Below are 19,465 nucleotides of genomic sequence, written 5' to 3'. Positions count from 1 at the left end.
ACGCGGGCGGGTCACTGGCCCGCCGCCGTGGCGATCTTGTGGAGGGTGTGCAGGGCGCGCGAGCCGCCGCGGCCGAAGTGGTCGTGCAGCTCCTCGTAGACGGCGTACAGCTCGTCGTAGGCGTCGGCGCGGGCCTGGTCGGGGACGTAGGCGTGGCGCTCGACCTTGCCCATGGCCTCGGAGGCGGCGTAGATGTCGGGGTAGACCCCGGCGGCGACGGCCGCGTGGATCGCCGAGCCCAGGGCCGGGCCCTGCGCGGAGGTGAGCACGGTGATGGGCATGCGCAGCACGTCCGCGTAGGTCTGCATGAGCCACTTGTTCTTGAGCAGGCCGCCGGCGGCGACGAACTCGTTGATGGGGACGCCCGCCTTGGTGAGGGTCTCCACGATCATGCGGGTGCCGAACGCGGTGGCCTCGACGAGGGCGCGGTAGACGTCCTCGGGCCTGGTCTGGAGGCCCAGGCCGAGGACGACGCCGTGGAGGTCGTGGTCGACCAGGACGGAGCGGTTGCCCGAGTGCCAGTCGAGCGCGACCAGGCCGTGCTGCCCGACGGCCTGCCGCTCGGCGAGCTCGGTGAGGTACTCGTGGATGGAGACGCCGCGCTCGGCGGCGGCCTCGGTGTAGGAGGCGGGCACGCTGTTCTTGGTGAACCAGGCGAAGATGTCGCCGACGCCGGACTGGCCGGCCTCGTAGCCCCACAGGCCCTTGGTGATGCCGTCGCGGACCACGCCGCACATGCCGGGGGCCTCGGTGAGGTTCTCGCCGTTGACGACGTGGCAGGTGCTGGTGCCCATGATGGCGACCATCTGGCCCGCGCCGACGGCCTTGGCGGAGGCGGCGGTGACGTGCGCGTCGACGTTGCCGGCCGCGACCACGGTGCCGGCGTTCAGGCCCGTCCACTCGGCGGCCTGCGCGGTGAGCTCACCGGCCTTGTCGCCCAGCGGCAGGAGCGGGTGCTCCATCTTGGCGTTGAAGTCGGCGAAGTCGGGGTTGAGCGCGGCCAGGTACTCGCGGGAGGGGCGCTGCCCGTCCTGGACGATGCCCTTGTACCCGGCGGTGCAGGAGTTGCGGGTCTCCTCGCCGCACAGCTGCCACACGATCCAGTCGGCGGCCTCGATCCAGCGGTCGGCGCGCGCGTAGAGCTCCGGGTCCTCCTCCAGGAGCTGGAGGCCCTTGGCGTAGGCCCACTCCGAGGAGATCTTGCCGCCGTAGCGCGGGAGCCACGCCTCGCCGCGCTCGGCCGCGACGGCGTTGATGCGGTCGGCCTGGCCCTGGGCGGCGTGGTGCTTCCACAGCTTCGGCCAGGCGTGGGGGCGGTCGCGGAACTCGTCGAGTTCGCACAGCGGGGTGCCGTCGGCGGTGGTGGGCAGGATCGTGCAGGCGGTGAAGTCGGTGCTGACGCCCACGACCCGGTCGGGGCCGACGCCGGCGGCGGCGAGCGCGGCGGGCACGGCGTTGCGGAGCACGTCGACCCAGTCCTGGGGCGACTGGAGCGCCCAGCTGCGCGGCAGGCGGACGCCGGAGCCGGGGAGGGCCTCCTCGATGGCGCCGTGCGCGTAGACGTGCTCGGCGTCGGCCAGTTCGCGCCCGTCGGCTACCGAAGCGACGACGACGCGGCCCGAGAGGGTGCCGAAGTCGATCCCGATAACAACGGCATCGTTGTCGCTGCCAGTCATTGCGGCCTCCTTGGGGGATGCTCGTCGGTCATAAGTGACCGTTCACATGCAGTGGGGCCACCGCGTGCTGCTCAGGCCGCCCCCGGGACGGCTTCGGACACGGGTGGATCTCACACAACCTAACGCATTCGCACCTTCGAGACCACCTGCGGTCAGGCGCTCCTCAGGGCGAACCGGACATGCCGGGCCGTTCCCGGGGCGGCGCGGGCGCCGGCGGGGCCGCGGTGTGACGGAGGTCCCGCCGGTTAACGGCCGCGGCGCGCGGGTACACGCCCGTTCACGGACAGCGCCGGGCCGAGCCGCGGCCCGCACGAGGGGGAAGGACGAGCCGATGGGCAAGCCGGGACAGCAGCAGGAGCGGCCGGGACGCACCGGGGAGATGCGCCCCGAACCGCGCGACGCCATGGAGGGGTACGAGGGGCGGGGCCTGCTCCAGGACCGCCGCGCGCTCGTCACCGGCGGCGACTCGGGGATCGGGCGGGCCGTCGCGGTCGCGTTCGCGAAGGAGGGCGCCGACGTCGCGATCGCCTACCTGGAGGAGCACGAGGACGCCGAGCGCACCGCCGAGCTGGTGAGGGCCGCGGGGCGCCGGTGCGAGCTGCTGCCGGGCGACCTGGGCGACCGCGACCACTGCGCCGCGGTCGTCGACGCGACCGTCAAGGCGCTCGGCGGGCTCGACCTGCTGGTCAACAACGTCGCCTACCAGAAGCCGGCGGAGCGGCCCGAGGACATCACCGACGAGCAGTGGGAGCACACGTTCAACATCAACATGCACAGCTTCCACCGGGTGACGAGGGCGGCGCTGGCGCATCTGGGCGAGGGCGACGCGATCGTCAACTGCGCGTCGATCAACGGCCTGCGCGGCAACAAGACCCTCATCGACTACTCGGCGACCAAGGGGGCGGTCCTGGCGTGGACGTACTCGATGGCGCAGGCGCTCACGCCGCGCGGCATCCGCGTCAACGCCGTCGCGCCGGGGCCGGTGTGGACGCCGCTGATCCCCTCGACGCTGCCGGAGGACCACGTCGAGGACTTCGGCGGCAAGACGCCGATGGGCCGGGCGGCCGAACCGGACGAGCTGGCGCCCTCCTTCGTGTTCCTGGCCGCGAACCGGATGTCCTCGTACATCACCGGCGAGGTGGTCTCCGTGCTCGGCGGTGAGACGCTGCCGGGCTAGGGCGCTCAAGCGCTCCTTGGACGCTCACGCGGCGGGGCCCCGGACGATCATCGTCCGGGGCCCCGCCGCGCGGGCCGCGCCTCGCCCGGCCCCGGATGTCGTACCCGTCGGTCAGGGTCGACGCCGGGGGCGGTCGACGTCCGATTCGCGCAGACCCTCCGCCCGCGTTCGGCCCCGGGCATGAGCGAACCGGCGGGCCATGGCCCGCCGGTTCCGTCTGCGCGTCCGCCGCAGGGGCGGTGCGGCATCCCTAGTGGTGCGTCAGGCGGCGCACGGCCTTCTTGCGCTTCTTGTCCGCGGACTTCGCCGCGGCGCCGAGCGCGTCCTTCGCCGCGTCCAGGCGCTTGCCCGCGGCCTTGCGGCGCTGGCGGGCCGCCTTGGCGGCGGCCTTGCGGCGCCGCTGCGCGGACTTGATCATGTCGTTGACCGCGTCCCTGGCGCTGTCGGCCGCGGCCGCGCGCACGGCGTTCTTCTCCCGCTCGGCCTTGCGGTGGCTGCGGAGGACCGTCACGCCGACGACCGCGGCCGTCGCCGTGCCCACCGCCGCCACGGTGACCGTGAGCGGGTGGCGCCGCGCGGGGGCGAACGGCCCGTGCGCGTGGTCGGCGTCCGGGTCGAGCCCGAGCCGCTCGCGCAGCTCCATGACCGAGTCGTTGACCCGCTCGCGGCTGCGCTCGGCGTCCCGCTCGAGCTCCTCGGTGGACTTGCGGTGGTGCGCCTCGGCGCGCTCGGCGCTCCGGGCGGCCTCGGCCTCCTCGGACCGGCGCACCAGGATCTCCTCCTCGGTGGGCGGCCCGTCGGGCGTGTACGGCAGCGTCGCCGACGACGGCGGCGGCGCGAGGGCGGCCCCCGGCGGGATCCCGCCGGCGGAGGGAACGGTCATTCCGCTCATCGGTCCATCCTTCCTCGCAGCGCGTCCGCGTCGTCCCGGGCGCGCTCCATGGTCTGCTCGGGGACCGGCGGCATGGCCTTGCGGAGCATGGAGCGTCCGATCAGCGCCTCGATGCCGGCGAGCGCGAACAGCGCGACGCCCACGACGAGCGCCGCGAGCCAGGCCGGCCACACGAGGGCGAGCGCGATGCCCGCCGCCAGTGCGAAGGCGGCGCCGCCGTAGAACGCGAGCACCCCGGCCATGGCGACCATGCCGCCGCCCGCCGCGCCCTGCTTGGCCTTGTCGGCCATCTCCCGGGCGGCGAGCTGGGCCTCGACGCGGGCCAGGTGCGCCACCTCCGAGGTCAGGTCGCCGACGATGTTGCCGACGGAGCGGTCGTGCTCGTCCCAGTCGCGGCGGCGGCGCCCGCCCCCGCGGTCGTGTCCGGTCTCGGCCCACTCGCCGCGGTGCTCCCGTTCGGCCTCGCGGACGGCCTGGGCCTCGGGGTCGCGTCGGACCTCCATGTCCTCACCTCTCTCCGCCGGGCTCACTTGCGCTTGAGGGCGCGTTCGAGCTCGGCCTTGTTCATCTTCGATCGGCCTTCGATGTTCTTGCGGCGGGCCTCCTGGTAGAGCTGGTCCTTGGTGCGGCCCTTCGGACCGGAGTGCGAGCGCTGCCCGCCGCGCTTGGAGGACGACATGTCCTCGGTGGAGGTGCGGCTCGCGGTCCTGGTCTTGCCGGCGCGGGCGCGGTTCTTGTTGACGGTGCGCGCCGCTATCTCCTCGGCGCGCTTCGTCTTGGTGCCGCGGTCCTCCGCGCCCTCCTTGATGTGCTCGTACTGGCGCTCGTCCTTCTTGGTCCAGTGCTGTCGTGGCATGGCCCTTCACCTCCATGGTGTCCGGTATCGGCCGGGTCCATGCCGATCGGGTTCCCCGCCCGCCTGGGGGAAAACCTCGCGAGGTCTGGCACGGGCGGCGCGCATACTCCCGCGGGAGGCGGGTAGCCGCCGGTCAGGGGACATATCCCGTCGCCCGGTGCGGGTTGTAGAGGGCCCCGCACCGGGCAGGCGGGCCCCGACGAAGGCTTGACGCAGGGGACGCGAGGCGGCGCCCCGGGAGGATCTCCCGGGGCGCCGCCTCGTCGCCGTCTCCGCCGCTCAGCGGGCGGCGCCGCGGCCGGTCTCGCCGAAGTCGCCCTCGCCGCGCGCCTCGCTCTCCTTGGGGAGGCGGGTGCTCAGGACCAGGCCGAGCACGACCATGGCGATGCCGAGGGCCAGGTGCAGCAGGCCGGTCCACACGTTGGCGGGCAGGAGGTCGTCGGTGCCGATCGCGTCCGCCAGGAACCCGTACAGGGCGAGGAGGACGAAGAAGACGCCGCCGATGAGGAGGTACCGGCGCGAGGGGTGGACCATCCAGGACATCACCAGCCCGAGGACGCCGGCGAGGAGGTGGATGAGGTTGCTCAGCACCGAGACGGCGAAGACGCCGAAGAGCTCGGCGGTGGTGTCGGGCCCGGCGAAGCTGATCCCCGAGAAGCCCGGCGTGAAGATCGGCACGAAGCCCATGACGCCGAGCAGGAGAAGGGTCCAGCCGATCACGGTCGCGCCGACCTGGGCGGCGGTGGTGCGCCGCCGCTCCGCCTCGTACCAGTGGTGTCCGGTGGTGGACAGCGGTCGCGAGTTCATGGTTCGCCCCTCCTTCGCTACGAGTGCGCCGCCTCGCCCGTCTATGGGCTGTGCCGGGCGGGGCGGCGCGCCACGGGTCCTGCGGACCCGCGCCCCCCGGGTACCCCGCGGGGGCGGTCCGACACGCCGTTTCGGCCCCCGGGGCACGGGTAGCCCTGGGCTCTACCGGGAGGAGAGGAAGCGTGAGCATCATCGAGGACCGGACCTCCGGCATCGCCGAACTGGGCCAGCAGCTGCGGGTGGACGCGGTGCGCGCGTCGGCGCGGGCCGGCTCGGGCCACCCCACGTCGTCCATGTCGGCCGCCGACCTCATGGCGGGCCTGCTGTCGGGGCACCTGCACTACGACTTCGAGCACCCGCACCTGCCGGGCAACGACCGGCTGGTGTTCTCCAAGGGGCACGCCTCGCCGCTGCTGTACGCGATGCTGCGCGCGGCGGGCGCGATCGACGAGGAGCGGCTGCTGACGTACCGGCGGCTCGGCTCCGACCTGGAGGGGCACCCGACGCCGCGGCTGCCGTGGGTGGACGTGGCGACCGGTTCGCTCGGGCAGGGCCTGCCGGTCGGCGTCGGGATGGCGCTGGGGGCGCGCCTGGCGGGCTCCCCGGCGCGGGTGTGGGTGCTGTGCGGGGACGGCGAGGTCGCCGAGGGCTCGATGTGGGAGGCGTTCGCGGCGGCCGCCGACTTCGGCCTAGGGAACCTGTGCGCGATCGTCGACGTCAACCGGCTCGGCCAGACCGGTCCGACCCGCCTGGGGTGGGACACGGCGGCGTACGCGGCCCGCATCGGCGGGTTCGGCTGGCACGCGGTGGAGATCGACGGGCACGACCCGGCCCAGATCGACCGGGCGCTCGCCGAGGCCGAGGCCGAGCGGTCCCGTCCGACGGTGATCCTGGCGCGCACCAGGAAGGGCCGGGGCGTGGCGACCGCGGAGGACAAGGAGGGCCTGCACGGCAAACCGCTCGACGAGCCCGAGAAGGCCGTGGTCGAGCTCGGGGGCGTGCGCTCGGCGCGGGTGGAGGTCAAGGGCCCGCGCTCGAAGGAGCCGCGGCCCTCGCGGCCGGCGAGGCCGCTGGCGCTGCCGCCGTTCCCGGTCGGGACCACCGCGGCCACGCGGGACGGCTTCGGGGCGGCCCTGGAGGCGCTCGGGGAGGCGAACCCGGACGTGGTGGTGGTCGACGGGGAGGTCGCCGACTCGACCCGCACCGCGGCCTTCGCGAAGGCCCACCCGGACCGCTTCTTCGAGTGCTACATCGCCGAGCAGCAGATGGTCGCCGCGGCCGTCGGGCTCCAGACCCAGGGGTGGGCGCCGTACGCGAGCACGTTCGCCGCGTTCCTGACCCGCGCCCACGACTTCCTGCGGATGGCCGCGATCGGCGGCGCCGACCTGCGGGTGGTCGGCTCCCACGCGGGCGTGTCGATCGGCCCGGACGGGCCGAGCCAGATGGGCCTGGAGGACCTCGCGATGATGCGGGCGCTGTGGCGCAGCGTCGTGCTGTACCCGTGCGACGCCAACCAGAGCGCGCACCTGACCGCGACCATGGCGGACCTCCCGGGGATCAGCTACCTGCGCACCACGCGGGCCGAGACGCCGGTGATCTACCGGCCCGACGAGCTGTTCCCGGTGGGCGGCAGCCGGACCCTGGTCGCCTCGCAGCACGACAAGGTCGCGATCGTCGCCGCGGGCGTCACGGTCTCGGAGAGCCTCTCGGCCGCCGAGCGGCTCGCCGCCGAGGGCGTCCCGGTGCGCGTCATCGACGCCTATTCGGTGAAGCCGCTCGACGCGGCCGCGATCAGGCAGGCGGCGGCCGACACCGGCCGCGTCCTCACCGTGGAGGACCACTGGCCCGTGGGGGGCCTGGGGGACGCGGTCCTCGACGCGGTGGCCGGGCGCGTCCCGGACGTGCGCTTCCAGAAGCTCGCCGTGCGGCGGATGCCCGGTTCGGCCGGGCCCGCCGAGCAGCTCGCGGCGGCGGGGATCGACGCGGCCGCGATCGTGCGGGCGGCCCAGCACCTGGTGGCGTGAGCGAATCGGCGGTATCCCGGCGGGGGCCGGATACGCGAACGATACTCAAGGCGCGGGATCGGGGGGATCCCGCGACGCTCCCGAGAGGGGACACCATGAAGGAGATGAGCACCATGGCCACTGCGCGCGATGTCATGCACACCGGCTGCACCTGCGTCCAGAGCGACGACACCGCGGCCAACGCGGCGCGGCTCATGGCGGAGCTGGACGTCGGCTCCCTGCCGATCTGCGGCGCCGAGGACGCCAAGATCAAGGGCATGGTCACCGACCGCGACCTCGTCATCAAGGTCATGGCCGCGGGCCACGACGCCGAGGCCTACACGGTCGACCGGCTGCCGCAGGGCCACCTGGTCCTCGCGGACGCGAACGAGGACGTCGAGGTCACCATCGCCAAGATGAAGGAGCACCAGGTCAACCGCATCCCGGTCATCGACGAGGGCCGCCTGGTCGGCATCATCGCGCTGTCGGACGTCTCGCAGCGGATGCCGGAGTCGGTCACCGGCGGGGTGGTCGGGTCCATCAAGTCCTGACCGCGGGGCTCAGCGGCGCCGCTCGCGCAGCGCCTCGGCGGCCTGCCGCAGGTCGGCGAGGAACTGCGCGAAGGCGTCCGCCCGCTCGGCCTCGCGCAGGCGCACCAGCGACTCGGGGCGCACCGTCGCCACCACCGCGGTCCCCTCGCGCAGGCCCGGCACGGCCGGGGGGTGCACGGCGCCCCGCTCCGCGCTGACCTGGAACTCCGGGCCCAGCAGCGCGTGCGCGGCGGTGCCGCCCAGGCAGACCACCAGCTCGGGCCCGATCGCGCCGAGCTCGGCCAGGAGCCAGGGGCGGCACGCGGCCGCCTCGCCGCGGACCGGCTTGAGGCGGACCCGGCGGCCGGTCGGCCCCACCCGGGCGCTCTTGCGGTGCTTGACCGCGTAGGTGCGCCAGACCCCGCCCGGGTCGATCCCGGCCTGCTCCAGCGCCCGGTCCAGCAGGTCCCCCGCGGCCCCGGCGAACGGCTCGCCCGCGCGGTCCTCGTCCTCCCCGGGCTGCTCCCCCACCACCACGACGCGGGCGCCGGCGTCCCCGGCGCCGAAGACCGTCCGCTCGGCGTCCGCGTGCAGCGGGCAGCCCTCGCAGGTCGCGGCCGCCTCCCGCAGCCGCTCCAGGTCGCCGGCGGGCGGCACGAAACGCGCCGCCCCCGCCGTCCGCGGTCCCCTCACGCCTCCTCCGATCGTCCGATGAGGGGACCGGGTACCCGGTTTCACCAGCGCGTACCACGGGTACGCCCAGAGGTGCAGCGAGCAACCCAGCGGGAGGACCCCCATGCCCCACTCCGAAGAGGACACCGAGCTGACGCAGGACACCGAGCTGACCGCGGTCGTCCTGGCCGACCACCGCCGCTTCGAGGCCCTGTTCGCGGAGCTCGAGGACACCGCGGACGAGCCCGTCGGCCGCAAGGACCTGGTCGACCACGCCATAGCCGAGCTCATCCGGCACGAGGCGGCCGTGGAGCAGTTCATGTACCCGGTCGCGCGCGACCGGCTCCCCGACGGCGACGCGGTCGTCGACCGCGAGATCGCGGGGCACGCCGAGGCCGAGCGGATCATGAAGCGGCTCGAGGGGCTCGGCCCCGCCGACCACGAGTTCGAGGGGCTCGTCGCCGAGATGGTCGCGGACGTGCGCCGCCGCATGGCCGACGAGGAGGAGCACCTGCTGCCGCGCCTGCGCGAGGCCTGCGACGAGGAGGAGCTCCAGCACTTCGGCTACAAGGTGCTGGCGGCCAAGGAGTTCGCCCCGACCCGGCCCCACCCGCACGCCCCGGACCGGCCGCCCGCGAACCTCGTCCTCGGGCCCGGGGTCGGCTTCATCGACAGGATCCGCGACGCGCTGAGCGGTCGCGACGTCTGAGCCTCCGGGGGCCCCGCCATCGGTCTACGGGGTCCCCGGACCCCTCGGCGGCCCGAAGGGCGCCGCGGCCCCGACACGGCCGGAGCGGCGGGCCGCAGGCCCGCCGCTCCGGCGCGGTGCTTCGTTCGCGAGGGAGGCGCCCGGCGTCAGTGGACCGCCTCCTCCTGCCGGTCCATGCCTTCGCGCAGGTCCTCCAGCGTGCGGCTGAGGAGCCGCGAGACGTGCATCTGCGAGATGCCCACCTCCTGGGCGATCTGCGTCTGCGTCATGTCGCCGTAGTACCGCAGGGCCAGGATCTTGCGCTCCCGCTGCGGCAGCTCCTGGATGAGCGGCACCAGCGACTCGTGGTTCTCCACGAGCTCCAGGGCCGCGTCCTCCTCGCCCACCGACTCCGCGAGGGTCGTCCGCTGCTCCCCGTCGGTGAACGGCGGCTCGTCGAGCGAGACCGACCGGTAGGCCTGGCGGGCCTCGTAGCCCTCCTGGACCTCGGCCTCGGTGATGCCGAGGTGCTCGGCGACCTCCGCGTCCGTCGGCGGCCGCCCGAGGCGCTGCGACAGCTCGCCGCCGGCCTGGTTGAGTGAGATCCGCAGCTCCTGGAGCCGGCGCGGGACGCGCATCGGCCAGCTCGTGTCGCGGAAGTGTCGCCGCACCTCGCCCATGACGGTGGGGACGGCGTAGGAGAGGAAGTCCGATCCGACCTCGGGGTCGAACCGGTCGACGGCGTGGATGAGCCCGACCGAGGCGACCTGCACGAGGTCGTCCTTGGCGATGCCCTTGCCGGAGAATCGTTGCGCTATGTGCTCTGCCAGAGGCAGGTGGCCGGTGACCAGCTGGTCGCGCAGTTCCGCGCGCTGCGGGTCGTCCTCTGCGAGCGAGGCCATTTCCTTGAACAGCGGCGCCAGGTGGCCGTATTCGTCCGAGCCCTGTCGCTTGCGTTCTGATCGGCTGTCCGCCATGCGATCGCCCTCCTGTCGGTCACGACATCGGTTTGAAGCATGTTGCCCGTTTCGGGAATCTAGCGCTTCTTGGCTATGAGCAGATTGCGGGAGTGGGGCAATCTGGGATGTTGTGAAGTTCTTACATGTTCTGGGATGCAAAGCTGTTCCGTTGGGATGCTTGGCCGGTTGATTACCCCTCCTTCCGGCGACCTAAACCTACTGAACGGTCACTTATTTTAACAGAATCGCGTATCGTTGCCCTGCAACGCGAACCGTCAGATGGCGGCGTTCTCCCGGTACTCGCCCCACTCCTCGCGGAGCGCCCCGCAGATCTCCCCCAGGGTCGCCTCGGCGCGCGCCGCCGCCAGGATCGGCTCGATCATGTTCGCCGTTCCCCTTGCCGCGGTGACGATCTCGGCGAGCGCCCGCTCGACGGCCGCGTTGTCGCGGCCCGCGCGGCGCTCGGCGAGCACGGCCCGCTGGCCCTGCTCGACCTCGCCGGAGATCCGCAGGATCTCCAGGTCGGGGGTGACGGTCTCGTTGAGCTTGGTGACGCCCACGATGTGCTTGGTGCCGTCCTCGAGCTGCCGCTGGTAGGTGAAGGCGGCCTCGGCGATCTGGGCATTGAACCAGCCGTCCTCGATGCCGCGCAGGATGCCCGAGGTGACCGGCCCGATCGCGTGCCGGCCCGCGGCCTCCCGGGCCACGGCGGCCGGGTCGGCCCCGGACTCGCCGCCGAGGGCGAGGATCTGGAGGAACAGCTCCTCGGCCTCGGCCTCGATCTTGTCGGTGAGGGCCTCGACGTACCAGGAGCCGCCGAGCGGGTCGGCCACGCTCGTCACGCCGGTCTCCTCGCGCAGCACCGCCTGGGTGCGCAGCGCGATCTCCGCGGACTGGTCGGTCGGGAGCGCCAGGGTCTCGTCGAGCGCGTTGGTGTGCAGCGAGTTCGTGCCGCCCATGACGGCGGCGAGCGCTTCGACGGCGGTGCGAACGACGTTGTTGTAGGGCTGCTGCGCGGTCAGCGAGACGCCCGCGGTCTGGGTGTGGAAGCGGAGCCACTGGGCCCGGTCGGTCCGCGCGCCGTAGACGTCGCGCAGCCACCTGGCCCAGATGCGGCGGGCGGCGCGGAACTTGGCGACCTCCTCGAAGAAGTCGATGTGCGCGTCGAAGAAGAACGAGAGCCCGGGCGCGAAGGCGTCGACGTCGAGGCCCCGGGAGAGGCCGAGCTCCACATAGGAGAAGCCGTCGGCGAGCGTGAAGGCGAGCTCCTGCGCGGCGGTGGAGCCGGCCTCGCGGATGTGGTAGCCCGAGACCGAGAGCGGCTTGTAGCGCGGGATCCTCTCGGCGCAGTACGCCATGAGGTCGCCGATGAGGCGCAGGTGCGGCTCGGGCGGGAAGAGCCACTCCTTCTGCGCGATGTACTCCTTGTGGATGTCGGTCTGGAGGGTGCCGTCGAGGGCGGCGATGTCGACGCCCTGGCGCTCGGCGGCGGCCAGGTACATGCAGAAGATCGGGACCGCGGGCCCGGAGATGGTCATGGAGGTGGTGACGGCGCCGAGGTCGATGCCGTCGAAGAGGCGGTCCATGTCGGCGGTGGAGTCGACGGCGACGCCGCAGTGGCCGACCTCCCCGAGGGAGGCGGGCTCGTCGGAGTCGCGGCCCATGAGCGTGGGCATGTCGAACGCGACCGAGAGCCCCCCGCCGCCGGCGCCCAGGAGCATCTTGTAGCGGGCGTTGGTCTGCTCGGCGTTGCCGAAGCCGGAGAACTGGCGGATGGTCCACGCCCGGCCGCGGTAGCCGGTCGGGTAGAGGCCGCGGGTGAAGGGGAACTCGCCGGGCCAGCCGATCCGCTCCATGCGCGGGTCGGCGGCGTCCTCGGGCGGGCCGTAGACGGGCTCGACCTCCAGGCCCGAGAGGGTGGTGAAGTCGGCGTCGCGTTTGGCGGCGGAGGCGTAGCGCTTGGCCCAGCGCTCGCGGCCTTCGGCGATCTCTTCAGCGTCCACGGTGACACCTCACTTTTGGCGAGACTTCGGCGAGCCGTCGGTCGGGCTCAGAGCCCATACTACTGAACGGTCGTTAAGCCGCACAGGAGCGCGACGCAGTGAATCATTCCGGATGAAACCGGGAGTGTCCGCGCATTCCGCACCTCGGTCGGCGGCGGGCGCACTAGTCGATGTCCCTCCAGGCGCGGAAGGCCTCCAGCTCCACGGCCACCAGCTGGCCGGGGTGGAACAGGCCGGTCACGATCACCACCGCGGCCGTGGGCCTGACGACGCCGAAGAACTCGCCGTGGACCCGGCCCACCGGGTCGGCGTGGGCCGGGTCGGTCACGTAGAGGCGCGAGCGCACCACGTCCGAGACGCCCGCCCCGGCGTGGACCATCGCGTCCAGCGCCGTCCGGAAGGCCTCGCGGGCCTGCCCGGCCGGGTCGCCGGCCAGGTGCGGCCGCGCCTCGACGTCGGCGGTGCAGGCGCTGGTGACCACGAGCGGCCCCACCGCGACGGCGCGCGAGTAGCCGTAGAGCTGCGCCCACGGCCCGGCCTCCGGAACCCGTTCGACCAAAGCCATGCGCGCCTCCCCTGGTTACAGTCCCTGCAACAGGTTCAACGCCTCAGCGACCGTGAAGTTACGCTCGTACAGCGCGGTTCCCACGATCGCGCCCTCCACGCCGATGCCGGTGAGCCCGGCCAGGGCGCGCAGGTCGTCCAGGGAGGACACGCCGCCGGAGGCGATGACCGGCTTGTCGGTGGCCCCGCAGACCGACCGCAGCAGGTCCGTGTTCGGGCCCGAGAGCATCCCGTCGCTGTTCACGTCGGTCACCACGTACCGCTCGCACCCGGCCCGCTCCAGGCGCTCGAGGGTCGCGAAGAGCTCGCCGCCCTCGCGGGTCCAGCCGCGCGCGGCCAGGCGGTCGCCCTTGACGTCGAGGCCGATGGCGACGCGGTCGCCGTACGTCCCGCAGATCCGGTCGCACCACTCGGGGTTCTCCAGGGCGGCGGTGCCGATGTTGACGCGGCGCGCCCCCGAGGCCAGGGCGCGCTCGAGGGTCTCGTCGTCGCGGATGCCGCCGGAGATCTCGACCTGCATGTCGACCTTGGCCACGACCTGGGCGAGCAGCTCGTGGTTGGAGCCGCGGCCGAAGGCGGCGTCGAGGTCGACGAGGTGGAGCCACTGCGAGCCCTGGCACTGCCACTCCAGGGCGGCCTCGAGCGGGTCGCCGTACTGCTTGCCCGAGCCCGCGACGCCCTGGACGAGCTGGACGGCCTTGCCGCCGGTGACGTCGACGGCCGGAAGTAGCTGAAGTTGGCTCATTTCAATCCCTTGATCCAGTTGGACAGCAGTGCGTACCCGGCGTCGCCGGACTTCTCGGGGTGGAACTGGGTGGCGGCCACCGGGCCGCGCTCGACCGCGGCGATGAACGGCCCGCCGTGCTCGCAGACCGCGGCCAGCGCCCCCGGGGGCCTGGTCTTGGCCGCGTAGGAATGCACGAAGTAGAACCGCTCGGCCGGGTCGATCCCGGCGAACAGCCGCATCCCCTCGTCCGCGGCGACGGTGTTCCAGCCCATGTGCGGGACGCGCGGGGCGTCGAGGAGGTCCACGCGGCCCTCGAAGACGCCGACGCCGCGGGTCCGGACGCCGTGCTCGACGCCCTCGGCGAACAGGACCTGCTCGCCGACGCAGATGCCGAGCACCGGGGCCCCGGCGGCGGCCCGCTCGCGGATCACGGCGTCGAGGCCGTGCGCGAGGACGCCCTCCATGCAGGCGGCGTAGGCGCCGACGCCGGGGACGACGAGCCCGTCGGCGCGGCGGGCGGCGTCGAGGTCGCTGGTGAGCGACACGTCCGCCCCGGCGCGCTCCAGGGCGCGGAAGGCCGAGCGGAGGTTGCCCGAGCCGTAGTCGAACAGGGCCACCGAGGATCGGTTCACGACGCCCCCTTTCAGCCGTAGACGAGGTAGACGCCGCCGAGGAAGGCCGCGGCCGCGATGACGGCCGTGACGATCGCGGCGGCGTGCTTCTCGTTCTTGCGCAGGCTCAGCGCCCCGCCGAGGAGGATCCCGGCGACGGCCATGAGCAGGATCGGCCCCGCCCAGCTCACAGGACGCCCTTGGTGGAGGGGATGTCGGTGCCGTCGACGCGCGTGGCGTACTTCAGCGCCCGGGCGAGGGCCTTGAACTGGGCCTCGATGACGTGGTGCGCGTCGGGCTTCTGGCCGTGGTTGGCGGCGCGGAGCACGGTCACGTGGAGGCAGATCCGCGCGTGGTGCGCGAAGGACTCCAGGATGTGGCGGGTCATCGAGGTCGGGTAGTCGCCGCCGACCGTCGGCGCGATGTCCATGGGCTCGTCGTGGACCATGTACGGGCGGCCCGAGAGGTCCACGACGGCGCGCGCGAGCACCTCGTCGAGCGGCACGGAGGCGTCGGCGAACCGGACGACCCCGGCCTTGTCCCCCAGTGCCTCGGCGAACGCCTGCCCGAGGGCGATGGCGGTGTCCTCCATGGTGTGGTGGGCGTCGATGTGGAGGTCGCCCTTGACGGCGATCTTCAGGTCGAAGCCGCCGTGCTTGCCGAGCTGGTGGAGCATGTGGTCGTAGAAGCCCACGCCGGTGGCGATCTCGACCGCCTTCTCGGTGCCGTCGAGGTCGACGTACACGTCGACGCTGGTCTCGCCGGTGGTGCGGACGATGTGCGCGGTGCGGCTCACGGTTGCTGCTCCTGTTGCGGTTCAGTAGCGCTGTCGAACAATGCGGGTCGCGCCTCCAGGACGGCGTCGAACGCGTCCAGGAGCGCGGTGGTCTCCTCCTCGGTCCCGGCGGTGATCCGCAGGCGGCCCGGCAGGCCGACGTCGCGGATGAGGACGCCGCGGTCGAGGACCGCGCGCCACACGGCGGCGGCGTCGCGCAGGCCCCCGACGAGCACGAAGTTCGCGTCGGAGTCGGCGACGGGGAGGCCCTTGGCGCGCAGGTTCTTGACGATCCTGTCGCGCTGGTGCTTGAGCTGGTCCACCTCGGCCTGGAGCCTGGGCGCGCAGGCGAGCGCGCCGCGCGCGGCGGCCTGGGTGATGCTCGAGAGGTGGTAGGGCAGGCGCACCAGCAGGAGCTTCTCGACCAGTTCGGGGTCGGCGGCGAGGTAGCCGACGCGGGCCCCGGCGAACGCGAAGGCCTTGCTCATGGTGCGGGTGACCACGAGGCGCGGGCGCCCCGCGAGGCGGCCGAGGGCCGTCGAGGCGGGGTCGCGGGCGAACTCGGTGTAGGCCTCGTCGATGACGACGAGGCCGCGCGCGGCCTCGTAGGCGGCCTCGATCACGTCGGCCCCGAGCGCGGTCCCGGTCGGGTTGTTCGGCGAGACCAGGAAGACCAGGTCGGGGTCGTGCCGCTCGATCGCCGCGGCCGCGAACGCGGGGCTGAGCGTGTAGCCGGCCTCGCGCCCGGCGTCGGCGAAGGCGGTGCCGGTGCCGCGGGCGAGCAGCGGGTGCATCGAGTACGAGGGCATGAAGCCCAGCACGGTGCGGCCCGGGCCGCCGAAGGCCTGGAGCAGCTGCTGGAGGATCTCGTTGGAGCCGTTGGCGGCCCACACGTGGTCGGCGGTGAGGCCGTGCCCGAGGTACGCGGCGAGGTCGGTGCGCAGCGCGACCGCGTCCCGGTCGGGGTAGCGGTTGAGCCCCCGCAGTTCGCGCCCGATGAACTCGGCCACGACGGCGGCCACGTCCTCGGGGATCGGATGAGCGTTCTCGTTGGTGTTCAGCTGCACCGGCACGTCGAGCTGCGGGGCGCCGTACGGGGACCGCCCGCGCAGGTCCTCGCGGAGCAGGTTCTCGATCTCGCTCATGCCGTCTCGAATCGGGTCGACACGGCCTCGCCGTGCGAGGGCAGGTCCTCGGAGTTCGCGAAGGCCACCACGTCGTCGGCGACGGCCGCGAGGGCCTCGCGAGAGTAGTCGACGATGTGGACCCCGCGCAGGAAGGTGTGCACGCTCAGGCCCGCCGAGTGGCGGGCGCAGCCGCCGGTGGGCAGGACGTGGTTGGAGCCGGCGCAGTAGTCGCCGAGGGAGACCGGCGAGTAGGCGCCGACGAAGATCGCCCCGGCGTTGCGGACGCGCAGCGCGACCTCGCGGGCGTTCGCGGTCTGGATCTCCAGGTGCTCGGCGGCGTAGGCGTCGGCCACGGCCACGGCCTCGTCGACGTCCGCGACGAGGATCGTCCCGGACTGCTCGCCCGCGAGCGCGGTCAGGATGCGCTGGGCGTGGCGGGTCTCGGGCGCGCGGCGCTCGAGCTCGGCGTCCACGGCGTCCGCGAGCGCGGCCGAGTCGGTGATGAGCACCGAGGCGGCGGCCGGGTCGTGCTCGGCCTGGCTGATGAGGTCGACGGCGACGTGGGCCGGATCGGCGGCGGCGTCGGCGATGACGGCGATCTCGGTGGTCCCCGCCTCGGCGTCGATGCCGACCAGGCCGCGCACGGCCCGCTTGGCGGCGGTGACGTAGATGTTCCCGGGCCCGGTGATCATGTCGACCGGTTCGCACTCCTCGGTGCCGTAGGTGAACATGCCGATCGCGGCCGGGCCGCCCACGGCGTAGACCTCGTCGATGCCGAGGAGCCCGGCGACGGCGAGGATGCCCTGGTCGGGCAGGCCGCCGTTGGTCTTCTGGGCCGGGGAGGCGAGCGCGATCGAACCGACGCCGGCGATCTGGGCCGGGACGGCGTTCATGATGACGCTGGAGGCGAGCACGGCGAGGCCTCCGGGCGCGTACAGGCCGACGCGGCCGACCGGCAGGTACCGCTCGGTGACGGTGCCGCCCGGGGCGACCTCGGTGACGACCTCGGGGAGGCGCTGGGCCTCGTGCGCGGCGCGCACCCGGTCGATGGAGGTCTGGTAGGCACGGCGCAGCTCGGGGTCGAGCGCCTCCGCGGCGGCCTTGATCGACTCGCCGGGGACGCGCAGGTGCTCCAGATGCACGCCGTCGAAGCGCTCGACGATCTCGACCACCGCGGGCGTCCCGCGATGGGCGATGTCGTCGATGAGCGGCTGGACCGACCGCAGCGCCTCGTTCACGTCGAAGGCGGCGCGCGGCATCAGCTCGCGCAGGGCGCGGGCCGGGTAGTCGGATACGGCTCCTGATAGGTCGATGCGTCTGAGCACGGTCCAAGCGTAATGGCCCGGCTTTCCAGGTCAAAAGGCATACCGCTATTCGGGAGCGTCCGTTCGAAGGCTGGACCGACGTGACCAGCCAGCGCAGACGGTGTAAGTGAAGGTCGCGGCGAGGGCCATGACGGCCAGGGCGCCCAGGCGGAGCGATTCGAGGGCCGCTGTGAAGTTGCCGACCCTCATCGCGTCCCACGCGGCGGCGGGGTCGAGCTCGACGAACAGGACCGACGGCGGGCGCCACATGTGGGCGCCGACGGGGGCGCGCCGGACGGCGTCCCAGAACTGCTCCCACTCGTGCACGCCGATCTTCCAGGCCACGAACTGGCAGGCGACCGAGCCGACGACCAGCCCGATGAGGAGGATCGGCCCGCGGCGGCCGCGCATCGCGGCCCAGGTCGCGATCGCCGCGACGATCCCCAGGGCCAGGCCGATCCCGGCGAACACGAGGTCGCCCTCGACGAACTGCTCGGGGTAGGTCTGCGCGGAGGCCCAGCCGCCGTCGAGGACGACGTACTCGACGCGGGGGGTGACGGCCTGCCAGAGCATCGCGAACGGGAGGCCGAGCGCGGCGAGGACGACGGCGAGGACCCCGGCGGCGAGCAGGTCGCGCCCGACGGTGCGCGGCGAGCCGAGGCGGCTGCGGCGGCCGTAGACGTGCGGGTCGTCCCCGTGGTCGGCGACGCGCCCGCCGCGCGGCGGGGCGGCGCCCGGCCCGGACGGGTTCGCACTGTCGTCCTGACGGAGGTTCACGGTGCGCTCGGCGTCGTCTGTCACGCCTGGAATCCTGCCACAGCGGGCGGCGCGCCCGGCAGGGATGTGCCGGGCGCCCCGGAGGGTGCTCCCGTCCTTACAGGCCGTCGACGATGGTGGCGGCGGCCTCGAACCAGGCGGCCCGGGTCTCCGGGCGCAGCGCCGAGAACTCGATCTTCGCGCCCGGCTCGAGCGAGGGGTCGTACGGGACGACCGCGCACGCACGGGTGCGCTGCGAGAAGTGGCGCTGGAGGTCGTTCAGGAGCGGTCCCGGGTTCGGCGTGGGCATCGACAGGAGCGTCACGGCGTTCTTGACGAGGTCGCCGTAGCCGCCCTCCTCGAGGTGGTCGAGCATCCAGTCGGCCGAGAACGCGGCGTCCTCGCGCGGCACCGTGGTGACCACGAGCCGGTCGACCGAGGAGACGACGGTGCGCCAGTTCGGGGACTCGACGTTGTTGCCGGTGTCGATGCACACGATGCCGTGGGTGCGGGTGAGGATGTCGAGCACCCGCAGGACCGTGGTGGGGTCGAGGCGGCGCTGGAGCTTCGGGTCCTCGTCGCCGGCGAGCACGTCGAACGAGCCGTCGGAGGAGTGGCGCAGGAACTCGTCGAGGTGCTCGGGCAGGTGGACGCCCGCGGCCTCGACCTGGTCGAGGTGCTCGACGAGGTGGCGGATGGTGCGCCCGTGGCGGGCCGAGCCGGCGCGCAGGCCCAGGGTCCCGCGCAGCTCGTTGTCGTCCCAGGCGATGACGCCGCCGCCCCGCGCGGTGCCCATGGCGGCCGCGGAGAGGACGGTGGCGGTGGTCTTGTGGACGCCGCCCTTGGGGTTGATGAACGCGATGACCCGGCTGCGGCCGAGGTCGCGGCGCAGGCGCTGGAGCGCGACCGGGCTGGGCTCGGCCTGCTGCCGGGGGGCCTGGCGCGGCTGCGGCGGCAGCCCCTGCTGGGCCGGGCGCATCTGCGACGGGCTCGGCGGGGTCTGGGTGGCGACGGGCGGGCGGCGGCCCGCGGTCGGCACCGAGTAGTGGGCCTGTCCGGGCGGCGGCCCCGCGGGCGGCGAGGGCGGGTAGGCCTCTCGCGGCGGCGGCGTGGGGGCCTGCTGCGCGCCGCCGGCGCGGCCCCGGCCGCGGCCCAGGAGCTTCTGCCACCTGGACCCGTCGGATCGGTCGTTGCCCCAGGCTTCGGGCGTGTTCACGCGCAACCTCCTCTCGGCCGGAAACCGTCATGGCTCGCGAGCCGCCGCGGCGAGCTCCTCGAGTCGTCGACTCGCTCCGCCTTGACGGCCCTCGCAGCGCCTTCCCGACCGGACACCGTTAC

At 73.5% G+C, this 19,465-nt stretch carries 21 protein-coding genes; 4 read left to right on the top strand and 17 right to left on the bottom strand.

Features of this window, described 5'->3' with window-relative positions; genetic code table 11:
• Positions 1-11: 11 nt before the first annotated feature.
• Complete coding sequence (araB, locus tag LO763_RS13125; RefSeq protein WP_230602773.1) at positions 12-1,676, bottom strand: ribulokinase; 1,665 nt, start codon at positions 1,674-1,676, stop codon at positions 12-14.
• A 331-nt stretch (positions 1,677-2,007) separates the two neighbouring features.
• Here araB and LO763_RS13120 point away from each other — a divergent pair, with 331 nt between their 5' ends.
• The gene (locus tag LO763_RS13120) at positions 2,008-2,853 is read left to right on the top strand and encodes an SDR family oxidoreductase (protein WP_230602771.1); all 846 of its coding nucleotides are present in this window, start codon (positions 2,008-2,010) and stop codon (positions 2,851-2,853) included.
• Between the two features lie 250 nt (positions 2,854-3,103).
• On the opposite strand, the gene LO763_RS13115 is transcribed toward LO763_RS13120, so the two are convergent.
• The 4 genes from LO763_RS13115 to LO763_RS13100 form a co-directional block, all read right to left on the bottom strand.
• Positions 3,104-3,745, bottom strand: a complete 642-nt coding sequence (locus LO763_RS13115; RefSeq protein ID WP_230602769.1) for a hypothetical protein — start codon at positions 3,743-3,745, stop codon at positions 3,104-3,106.
• On the bottom strand, positions 3,742-4,248 hold the full coding sequence (locus LO763_RS13110) for a phage holin family protein (RefSeq protein WP_230602767.1): 507 nt from the start codon (positions 4,246-4,248) through the stop codon (positions 3,742-3,744). The genes LO763_RS13115 and LO763_RS13110 overlap by 4 nt, the downstream gene beginning before the upstream one ends.
• Positions 4,249-4,271: 23 nt before the next feature.
• Positions 4,272-4,601 carry a plasmid stabilization protein gene (locus LO763_RS13105; protein WP_230602765.1) on the bottom strand — a complete coding sequence of 110 codons (330 nt, stop codon included), beginning with the start codon at positions 4,599-4,601 and terminating at the stop codon, positions 4,272-4,274.
• A 279-nt stretch (positions 4,602-4,880) separates the two neighbouring features.
• Complete coding sequence (locus tag LO763_RS13100) at positions 4,881-5,408, bottom strand: DUF4383 domain-containing protein (RefSeq protein ID WP_230602764.1); 528 nt, start codon at positions 5,406-5,408, stop codon at positions 4,881-4,883.
• Positions 5,409-5,590: 182 nt separating this feature from the next.
• Here LO763_RS13100 and LO763_RS13095 point away from each other — a divergent pair, with 182 nt between their 5' ends.
• On the top strand, positions 5,591-7,432 hold the full coding sequence (locus LO763_RS13095; RefSeq protein WP_230602762.1) for a transketolase: 1,842 nt from the start codon (positions 5,591-5,593) through the stop codon (positions 7,430-7,432).
• 113 nt (positions 7,433-7,545) lie between these two features.
• Positions 7,546-7,962 (top strand): CBS domain-containing protein, encoded by a 417-nt coding sequence (locus LO763_RS13090; protein ID WP_230602760.1) that lies wholly within the window; start codon positions 7,546-7,548, stop codon positions 7,960-7,962.
• Positions 7,963-7,971: 9 nt separating this feature from the next.
• On the opposite strand, the gene LO763_RS13085 is transcribed toward LO763_RS13090, so the two are convergent.
• Positions 7,972-8,634, bottom strand: coding sequence for a uracil-DNA glycosylase (locus LO763_RS13085; RefSeq protein ID WP_230602757.1), 663 nt, complete (start codon positions 8,632-8,634; stop codon positions 7,972-7,974).
• A gap of 103 nt (positions 8,635-8,737) precedes the next feature.
• Here LO763_RS13085 and LO763_RS13080 point away from each other — a divergent pair, with 103 nt between their 5' ends.
• On the top strand, positions 8,738-9,322 hold the full coding sequence (locus LO763_RS13080; RefSeq protein ID WP_230602755.1) for a hemerythrin domain-containing protein: 585 nt from the start codon (positions 8,738-8,740) through the stop codon (positions 9,320-9,322).
• A gap of 146 nt (positions 9,323-9,468) precedes the next feature.
• Here the strand turns inward: LO763_RS13080 and LO763_RS13075 are convergent, their stop codons facing one another.
• The 11 genes from LO763_RS13075 to LO763_RS13025 form a co-directional block, all read right to left on the bottom strand.
• Positions 9,469-10,278 (bottom strand): SigB/SigF/SigG family RNA polymerase sigma factor, encoded by an 810-nt coding sequence (locus LO763_RS13075; protein ID WP_230602753.1) that lies wholly within the window; start codon positions 10,276-10,278, stop codon positions 9,469-9,471.
• Between the two features lie 257 nt (positions 10,279-10,535).
• Complete coding sequence (icmA, locus tag LO763_RS13070) at positions 10,536-12,263, bottom strand: coenzyme B12-dependent isobutyryl-CoA mutase large subunit (RefSeq protein WP_230602751.1); 1,728 nt, start codon at positions 12,261-12,263, stop codon at positions 10,536-10,538.
• A gap of 163 nt (positions 12,264-12,426) precedes the next feature.
• Complete coding sequence (locus LO763_RS13065; RefSeq protein ID WP_230602749.1) at positions 12,427-12,828, bottom strand: Rid family hydrolase; 402 nt, start codon at positions 12,826-12,828, stop codon at positions 12,427-12,429.
• Between the two features lie 15 nt (positions 12,829-12,843).
• Positions 12,844-13,572: a bifunctional 1-(5-phosphoribosyl)-5-((5-phosphoribosylamino)methylideneamino)imidazole-4-carboxamide isomerase/phosphoribosylanthranilate isomerase PriA gene (gene priA / locus LO763_RS13060; protein ID WP_230602747.1), complete on the bottom strand. Its 729-nt coding sequence runs from the start codon at positions 13,570-13,572 to the stop codon at positions 12,844-12,846.
• Positions 13,569-14,186, bottom strand: a complete 618-nt coding sequence (hisH, locus tag LO763_RS13055; RefSeq protein WP_230602745.1) for an imidazole glycerol phosphate synthase subunit HisH — start codon at positions 14,184-14,186, stop codon at positions 13,569-13,571. The genes priA and hisH overlap by 4 nt, the downstream gene beginning before the upstream one ends.
• A gap of 11 nt (positions 14,187-14,197) precedes the next feature.
• Positions 14,198-14,356: a CG2302 family histidine operon protein gene (locus tag LO763_RS13050; RefSeq protein WP_230602743.1), complete on the bottom strand. Its 159-nt coding sequence runs from the start codon at positions 14,354-14,356 to the stop codon at positions 14,198-14,200.
• On the bottom strand, positions 14,353-14,961 hold the full coding sequence (gene hisB / locus LO763_RS13045; RefSeq protein WP_230602741.1) for an imidazoleglycerol-phosphate dehydratase HisB: 609 nt from the start codon (positions 14,959-14,961) through the stop codon (positions 14,353-14,355). Before hisB ends, LO763_RS13050 begins: the two co-directional genes overlap by 4 nt.
• On the bottom strand, positions 14,958-16,085 hold the full coding sequence (locus LO763_RS13040) for a histidinol-phosphate transaminase (RefSeq protein WP_230602739.1): 1,128 nt from the start codon (positions 16,083-16,085) through the stop codon (positions 14,958-14,960). Before LO763_RS13040 ends, hisB begins: the two co-directional genes overlap by 4 nt.
• A complete protein-coding gene (gene hisD, locus LO763_RS13035) occupies positions 16,082-17,392 on the bottom strand; it encodes a histidinol dehydrogenase (protein WP_230602737.1) in 1,311 nt (436 codons plus the stop codon). The genes LO763_RS13040 and hisD overlap by 4 nt, the downstream gene beginning before the upstream one ends.
• A gap of 45 nt (positions 17,393-17,437) precedes the next feature.
• Entirely contained in the window at positions 17,438-18,172 is a 735-nt protein-coding gene (locus LO763_RS13030; RefSeq protein WP_230602735.1) for a DUF2567 domain-containing protein, read from the bottom strand.
• 73 nt (positions 18,173-18,245) lie between these two features.
• On the bottom strand, positions 18,246-19,283 hold the full coding sequence (locus LO763_RS13025) for a MinD/ParA family ATP-binding protein (protein ID WP_255672414.1): 1,038 nt from the start codon (positions 19,281-19,283) through the stop codon (positions 18,246-18,248).
• Positions 19,284-19,465 lie beyond the last annotated feature (182 nt).

It is taken from the genome of Glycomyces amatae (genome assembly GCF_020991375.1).
GTDB classification, from domain to species: domain Bacteria; phylum Actinomycetota; class Actinomycetes; order Mycobacteriales; family Micromonosporaceae; genus Glycomyces; species Glycomyces amatae.
Note: the sequence above shows the minus strand (reverse complement) of the source record. Positions and strands in the feature narration are given on the sequence as shown.

Excerpts from the sequence above, each read along its gene's own strand:
- araB (WP_230602773.1), bottom strand. The coding sequence starts at position 1,676 with ATGACTGGCAGCGACAACGATGCCGTTGTTATCGGGATCGACTTCGGC.
- LO763_RS13075 (WP_230602753.1), bottom strand. The coding sequence starts at position 10,278 with ATGGCGGACAGCCGATCAGAACGCAAGCGACAGGGCTCGGACGAATAC.
- LO763_RS13065 (WP_230602749.1), bottom strand. The coding sequence starts at position 12,828 with ATGGCTTTGGTCGAACGGGTTCCGGAGGCCGGGCCGTGGGCGCAGCTC.
- LO763_RS13100 (WP_230602764.1), bottom strand. The coding sequence starts at position 5,408 with ATGAACTCGCGACCGCTGTCCACCACCGGACACCACTGGTACGAGGCG.
- priA (WP_230602747.1), bottom strand. The coding sequence starts at position 13,572 with ATGAGCCAACTTCAGCTACTTCCGGCCGTCGACGTCACCGGCGGCAAG.
- LO763_RS13105 (WP_230602765.1), bottom strand. The coding sequence starts at position 4,601 with ATGCCACGACAGCACTGGACCAAGAAGGACGAGCGCCAGTACGAGCAC.
- LO763_RS13110 (WP_230602767.1), bottom strand. The coding sequence starts at position 4,248 with ATGGAGGTCCGACGCGACCCCGAGGCCCAGGCCGTCCGCGAGGCCGAA.
- LO763_RS13120 (WP_230602771.1), top strand. The coding sequence starts at position 2,008 with ATGGGCAAGCCGGGACAGCAGCAGGAGCGGCCGGGACGCACCGGGGAG.
- LO763_RS13115 (WP_230602769.1), bottom strand. The coding sequence starts at position 3,745 with ATGAGCGGAATGACCGTTCCCTCCGCCGGCGGGATCCCGCCGGGGGCC.
- LO763_RS13040 (WP_230602739.1), bottom strand. The coding sequence starts at position 16,085 with ATGAGCGAGATCGAGAACCTGCTCCGCGAGGACCTGCGCGGGCGGTCC.
- LO763_RS13090 (WP_230602760.1), top strand. The coding sequence starts at position 7,546 with ATGGCCACTGCGCGCGATGTCATGCACACCGGCTGCACCTGCGTCCAG.
- LO763_RS13080 (WP_230602755.1), top strand. The coding sequence starts at position 8,738 with ATGCCCCACTCCGAAGAGGACACCGAGCTGACGCAGGACACCGAGCTG.